The sequence below is a fragment of the Candidatus Methylomirabilis sp. genome (assembly GCA_036000645.1).
Lineage (GTDB): Bacteria > Methylomirabilota > Methylomirabilia > Methylomirabilales > JACPAU01 > JACPAU01.
Genome location: DASYVA010000156.1, coordinates 1 through 6,182 on the forward strand (window position 1 = coordinate 1; position 6,182 = coordinate 6,182).

The following is a 6,182-nucleotide window of genomic DNA, read 5'->3' on the forward strand; positions in this document are numbered from 1 at the left end:
CCAACCCCATCCCGGTGAAGACCGCCATGAAGCTCCTGGGGCTGGGCAACGGGCAGGTGCGCCTGCCCATGACCCCGATGGGGGAGGCCAACGTCCGGAAACTGGAAAAGGCGATGAAGGCCTACGGGCTGCCGGTCTAGGGAATCCGGATCCGGCGGGGGCTGAACGTGACCCAAAAGATCCGGGCCGTGGTGACGGGGGCGGCCGGGAAGATGGGCGGCCGGATGATCGCCCTGGTCCGGGAGGCGCCCGACTTTACCCTGGTCGGCGCGACCGAGCGGCCCGGGCATCCGGCCCTCGGCCGGGACGCCGGGGAGCTGGCCGGGGTCGGTACCACCGGCGTCAAGGTGGCCGACGGGATCGCGGCCCTCCTCCCCGGGGCGGACGTGGCGATCGATTTCACCTCCCCCGAGGCCTCGGTGGCCCACGTCCGGGCGGCGGCCGCCGGCGGGCGGGCGATCGTGGTCGGGACCACGGGGCTCAGCAAGGAGCACCTGGCCGAGATCCGGACGCACGCGGAGCGCGTCCCCTGCGTCGTCTCCCCCAACATGAGCGTGGGGGTGAACGTCCTCTACCGCCTGCTGGCCGAGGCGGCCCGCCTGCTCGGGGAAGACTACGACATCGAGCTGGTCGAGGCGCATCATCACTTCAAGAAGGACGCTCCCAGCGGGACCGCCCTGAAGATGGCCCAGGTGCTGGCGGAGGCGCTGGGGCGGGATCTGGAGCAGGTGGGAATCTACGGGCGGAAGGGCATGGTGGGAGAGCGCCCCAAGCAGGAGATCGGCATCCACACCGTGCGGGCCGGGGACATCGTGGGGGAGCACACGGTGGTCTTCGGCGGCATGGGGGAGCGGATCGAGCTCACCCACCGGGCCCATAGCCGGGAGAACTTCGGGCGGGGGGCCCTCCGCGCCGCCCGCTTCGCCGTTCGCGCCGCGCCGGGCCTCTACGACATGGGGGATGTCCTCGGCCTGAAGTGAGCTCCCGCCCCCCGCCGCCGCCAGAGGAGCAGGAGGATTCATGCCCCGCTTCCGGCTCGCCGACCGTCTGACCCAGCTTCCCCCCTACCTCTTTGCCGAGATCGACCGGCTCAAGCAGGACGCCCTCCGGCGGGGGGTGGACATCATCAACCTCGGGATCGGGGATCCGGACCTGCCGACCCCTCCCCACATCGTCCGCCGGCTCGCCGCGGCGTCCGTGGACCCGAAGAACCACCAGTACCCCTCCTACGAAGGGCTCCTGGCGTTCCGCGAGGCCGCGGCGGCCTGGGTCCAGCGGCGCTTCGGGGTGCACCTGGACCCGGTGAGCGAGGTGCTCGCCCTGATCGGGAGCAAGGAGGGGATCGGGCACCTGCCGCTGGCCTTCGTGAACCCGGGGGAGGTGGTTCTGGTCCCGAGCCCCGGCTATCCGGTCTATCAGGCGGGGACCGTCTTCGCCGGAGGGACCCCGGTCTTCCTGCCTCTCCGCAGGGAGGCCGGCTACCTGGCAGACCTGGGCGCGGTCCCCCGGGATGCCCTGCGCCGGGCGAGGGTGCTGTTCCTGAACTACCCCAACAACCCGACCGGGGCCACGGCCCCCCTGGAGTACTTCCGGGAGGCAGTCGCCTTCTGCCGCGAGCACGGCCTCATCCTCTGTCACGACGCTGCCTACTCCGAGATCGCCTTTGATGGCTATCGGGCCCCGAGCGTCCTCAGCGTGGAGGGGGCGAAGGAGGTGGCCATCGAGGTCCACTCCCTCTCCAAGACCTACAACATGACGGGGTGGCGGGTCGGATTCGCCGTCGGGAATGCGGAGATCCTGGCCGGGCTCGGGCGGGTCAAGACCAACCTGGACTCCGGGGTCTTCCAGGCGATCCAGGAGGCCGGGATCGAGGCCCTGACCGGGCCGCAGGACTGCGTCGCCCACCAGTGCAAGGTGTACCAGGAGCGGCGGGACGTCCTGGTGGACGGGCTCCTCCAGACCGGATTCGAGGTGGAGCGGCCGAAGGCCTCCTTCTACGTCTGGATCACGGTCCCCCGGGGGAGCTCCTCGGCCGACTTCACGAAGCACCTGCTCGCCGAGGGGGGCATCGTCATGACCCCCGGCAACGGCTTCGGGGAGCACGGCGAGGGGTATATCCGGGCCGCTCTGACCGTGGACGTCCAGCGCATCCGGGAGGCGGTCCGCCGCATCCAGGGGCTCCGGGTGCGTCCATGAGCACCGACCGGGTCCTCATCGAAGGGCTCACCTTCTTCGGCTACCACGGCGTCCGTCCCGAGGAGCGGCGCCTGGGCCAGAGGTTCCGGGTGGACGTGGAGCTGACCCTGGACCTGACCCGGGCTGCCGCCTCCGACCGGGTGGCCGATACGGTGAACTACGAGGAGGTCTGCCGGGTGGTCCTGGAGGTGGGGAAGGGGCGGCGCTGCAACCTGGTCGAGACCCTGGCGGACCGGATCGCCACGGGGCTGCTGAAGGCCTTTCCAGCCCAGGAAGTCCTGGTGCGGGTACGGAAGCCCTCGCCGCCCTTTGACGGGACCCTGACGGCGGTGGGGGTGGAGGTCCGGCGGAGGGCGCCATGGCCGTCGCCTACGTCGGACTAGGCGGGAACGTGGGGGATCGGCTGGGCTGGCTCACGGCCGCGCTCGCCGCATTCGCCCGGGGGACGGACTTCCGCCTGGCCGCTTTCTCCTCCGTCTTCGAGACGGAGCCGGTGGGGGTTACGGGCCACGACTGGTACCTGAACGCGGTTGCCGCCGTCTCCGCGGCGCTGGAGCCGGAGGGGTTCCTCCACCGGCTGCGCGAGATCGAGTTCTCCTGCGGCCGCCCGCGGACCCGGCTGCCGGGGGCGGCCCGGACGCTGGACCTGGACCTGCTCCTGCTGGGGGACGCGGTGTACCAGAGCCCGGCCCTCACCCTTCCGCATCCCCATCTGGCCGAGCGGCGCTTCGTCCTCGAGCCCCTCTGCGAGATCGCCCCCGACCTCACGCACCCGGTCCTGGGCCGGCCCGTCCGAGAGCTGCTGGCCGCCCTCCCGCCCGGCCCCGCCGTGCGCCTGTTCCTCCCCCGCGCCGAGTGGACGATCGGCCCGGCCGCCGCCGGGGTCCGTCCATGATTCCGATCGTCGCAAACTACATCGCCGTGGAGGGGCCCATCGGCGTCGGGAAGACGAGCCTGGCGGAGCTGCTGGCGCAGCGCCTCGGGGCCCGCACCCTCCTGGAGGTGGCGGAGCACAACCCCTTCCTGAAGGACTTCTACACCGACATGCGCCGGTACGCCTTCCAGGCCCAGCTCTACTTCCTCCTGAACCGGTATCGGCAGCAGCAGGAGCTCCAGCAAGCCCACCTCTTCCGCCAGCGTCTCATCAGCGATTATCTGTTTGCCAAGGACCGGATTTTCGCGTACGTTACTCTGGACGACAACGAGCTCGCCCTGTACGAGAAGATCGCCCCCATGCTGGAGGTGCGGGTCCCGAAGCCGGACCTGGTCATCTACCTGCAGGCCGACGTGGAGACGCTCCTCCGGCGGATCGGGCAGCGGGGGAAGCCCTTCGAGAGCCAGATCGACCGCCAGTACCTGGAGGACGTGGCTGCCGCCTATAACCACTTCTTCTTCCACTACACCGAGACCCCCCTGCTGGTGGTCAACACCAGCGAGATCGACTTCGTGAAGCGGAAGGAGGACCTGGACGATCTGATCCGACAGCTCCACGAGATGAAGGCGGGGACGCAGTACTACGTCCCGCTTGGATCCCAACTGGACCGAGACGGGTAACAGCCTTCCCGCCGCCCCACCCTTCCCCGCGGGGACGCGGGACGCCGACGGGCGCCCGCAGTCCGGATGCCGCGGCCGGGCCGGAGGCGGTGGACCCTGCGCAGTCGCGCGGCGAGGCCTCCCGGAGACGTCCGGGAGGCCTCTTTCGTTCGGAGGCCCCCATGCGCCAGGAACGGGTTACGGCGACGGCGGTTCGCGCCATGAAGGGACGCGGCGAACGGGTGGTGATGCTCACGGCCTACGACACCCCCACGGCCCGGCTGCTCGACGCCGCGGGCGTGGAGATCATCCTGGTAGGGGACTCCCTGGCCATGGTGGCGCTGGGCTACGAGACCACCCTGCCGGTCACCCTGGAGGAGATGCTCCACCACACGCGCGCGGTTGCCCGGGGCGCTTCCCGCGCCCTGGTGGTGGGGGACCTGCCCTTCCTCTCCTACCAGGTCAGCCGGGAGGAGGCGTTGCGGAGCGCCGGCCGGATGGTGAAGGAGGGAAACGCGCAGGCGGTCAAGCTGGAGGGGGGGGTGGAGGTGGCCGCGACCGTGGCGGCCCTCGTGGAGGCCGGGATGCCGGTCATGGGGCACATCGGCTTGACACCCCAGGCGATCCACCGGATGGGCGGGTACAAGGTCCAGGGGCGGAGCGCGGAGGCGGCGGCGCGACTCCTCAAGGATGCCGTCGCCCTCGAGCAAGCCGGCGCCTTCAGCCTGGTTCTGGAAGGCCTCCCGTGGCAGGTGGCCGCAGCCATCACGGGGGCGGTCGGCATCCCGACCATCGGGATCGGCGCCGGCCCCCGGTGCGACGGGCAGGTCCTGGTCACGAACGACCTGCTGGGGCTCTTCGACGAGTTCACCCCGAAGTTCGTGAAGCGTTACGCGAACCTGCGCGAGACGCTCTTGCAGGCCTTCGGCCAGTTCCGGGAGGAGGTCCGGACCGGGACCTTCCCGGGCCCGGAGCACTCCTTCAGCCTGGAGGCGGGCGAGGCGGAGAAGCTCCAGCGGCACCTCGCCCGGACCCGGCCCCGGAAGGTGGCGGCCTTCCGGAAGTGAGGGCGGGCCCGGTGCGGGTCCTGGATGAGCCGCGGCAGGTGCAGGAGCTGACGGAAGCCTGGCGGCGCGCCGGCGAGCGGATCGGCTTCGTCCCGACCATGGGCGCCCTGCACGCGGGCCACCAGGCGCTGCTCGCGCGGGCGCGGGCCGAGAACACCCGCCTGGCCATCAGCCTCTTCGTGAACCCCACGCAGTTCGACCGCCCCGACGACTTTGCGATCTACCCGCGGGACCTCGCGCGGGACCTGCGCCTGGCCGAGCAGGGGGGGTGCGACCTGGCCTGGACCCCCACGCCCGTCCAGGTCTATCCGCCGGGCCCCCCGACCGTGGTGGAGGTCACGGGGCTCTCCGGCATCCTGGAGGGGGCGGCGAGGCCCGGCCACTTCCGCGGGGTCGCCACCGTCGTGACCAAGCTCTTCCACGTGGTCAAGGCCCACCGGGCGTACTTCGGGGCGAAGGACTGGCAGCAGGCGGCGATCGTCCGGCGCCTCGTGGCGGACCTTCTGCTCGATCTGGAGATCGTGGTCTGTCCGACGGTGCGGGAGCCGGACGGGCTCGCGCTCTCCTCGCGGAACGTGAACCTCACGCCGGAGGAGCGGCGGGCCGCCCCGGTGCTCTTTCGGGCTCTCACCTGGGGCGCCGGCGAGATCCGGGCCGGGCGACGGGACCCCGAGGCGCTACGGCGGGGCATGGCGGCCCGCATCGCCGCCGAAAGCGCCGCCCCCCTCGACTATCTCGCCGTGGTGCACCCGGACACGCTGGAGCCGGTCCCCCGGGCCGACCCGCCGGTCCTCCTCGCCCTCGCCATCCGGTTCTCCAGGGCCCGCCTCATCGACAATCTCCTGGTCGAGAGCTGAGGCCGGAGGGCGGTTCCGCGCCCAGCCCAGGAACTGGACGGCATAGGCGTTTGGAAGGACGATGAAGAGGAGGAAGAGGCCGAGGACCAGGGGGCTCAGGAGGATGAAGAGCGTGGCCCCCACCGGCAGGAGAACAATCCCCAGGCAGAAGTACCCGGTCCAGACGAAGATTTTCCGCACCCTGCTCTCCCCGCGGCGCCGTTCCGGCGCCCCGCCCTACAGCCCCACCGGGACTATGCAAGGTTTGCGCCCTATGGCTTCACCCGGGAGGGGACTGTTGTCAATGCCTGCCTGATCGTGTGACCTGCTGCTGCATTCTGGAAAGCGGGCGGCGCCGGGAGGACTCGGGAAAAGTCGGGAGAAGACGGTTGGTTAGGCCCTTTGAGGCAGGCAAAATTGCGCGGCGCGGCGAAGTCTGGAAAGTGGGGTTTCTGGGCTGAGTTTGCGGTTATCTCTGGAAATTCTCGGTCGGAGGTCAGACCAGCGTGAAACCCCTGTGCATGCTAGGGTTCTAGGCCCAGTTCCGGAG

8 protein-coding genes are annotated in these 6,182 nt (G+C 70.7%); all 8 read left to right on the forward strand.

The features are described from left to right. Positions 1 to 14 precede the first annotated feature (14 nt). The 8 genes from VGT06_08835 to panC all read left to right on the forward strand — a co-directional run bounded on the left by VGT06_08835 (position 15) and on the right by panC (position 5,653). Positions 15 to 140 carry a hypothetical protein gene (locus VGT06_08835; GenBank protein ID HEV8663227.1) on the forward strand — a complete coding sequence of 42 codons (126 nt, stop codon included), beginning with the start codon at positions 15 to 17 and terminating at the stop codon, positions 138 to 140. 27 nt (positions 141 to 167) lie between these two features. Next, positions 168 to 980, forward strand: coding sequence for a 4-hydroxy-tetrahydrodipicolinate reductase (gene dapB / locus VGT06_08840; protein ID HEV8663228.1), 813 nt, complete (start codon positions 168 to 170; stop codon positions 978 to 980). Between the two features lie 40 nt (positions 981 to 1,020). Then, complete coding sequence (locus VGT06_08845; protein ID HEV8663229.1) at positions 1,021 to 2,196, forward strand: LL-diaminopimelate aminotransferase; 1,176 nt, start codon at positions 1,021 to 1,023, stop codon at positions 2,194 to 2,196. After that, a complete protein-coding gene (folB, locus tag VGT06_08850) occupies positions 2,193 to 2,579 on the forward strand; it encodes a dihydroneopterin aldolase (GenBank protein HEV8663230.1) in 387 nt (128 codons plus the stop codon). Before VGT06_08845 ends, folB begins: the two co-directional genes overlap by 4 nt. After that, complete coding sequence (gene folK / locus VGT06_08855; GenBank protein HEV8663231.1) at positions 2,555 to 3,091, forward strand: 2-amino-4-hydroxy-6-hydroxymethyldihydropteridine diphosphokinase; 537 nt, start codon at positions 2,555 to 2,557, stop codon at positions 3,089 to 3,091. Before folB ends, folK begins: the two co-directional genes overlap by 25 nt. Further along, the gene (locus tag VGT06_08860) at positions 3,088 to 3,750 is read left to right on the forward strand and encodes a deoxynucleoside kinase (protein ID HEV8663232.1); all 663 of its coding nucleotides are present in this window, start codon (positions 3,088 to 3,090) and stop codon (positions 3,748 to 3,750) included. The genes folK and VGT06_08860 overlap by 4 nt, the downstream gene beginning before the upstream one ends. A 161-nt stretch (positions 3,751 to 3,911) precedes the next feature. Next, the gene (panB, locus tag VGT06_08865; GenBank protein ID HEV8663233.1) at positions 3,912 to 4,796 is read left to right on the forward strand and encodes a 3-methyl-2-oxobutanoate hydroxymethyltransferase; all 885 of its coding nucleotides are present in this window, start codon (positions 3,912 to 3,914) and stop codon (positions 4,794 to 4,796) included. 20 nt (positions 4,797 to 4,816) lie between these two features. After that, a complete protein-coding gene (gene panC, locus VGT06_08870) occupies positions 4,817 to 5,653 on the forward strand; it encodes a pantoate--beta-alanine ligase (GenBank protein ID HEV8663234.1) in 837 nt (278 codons plus the stop codon). Positions 5,654 to 6,182: the final 529 nt, after the last annotated feature.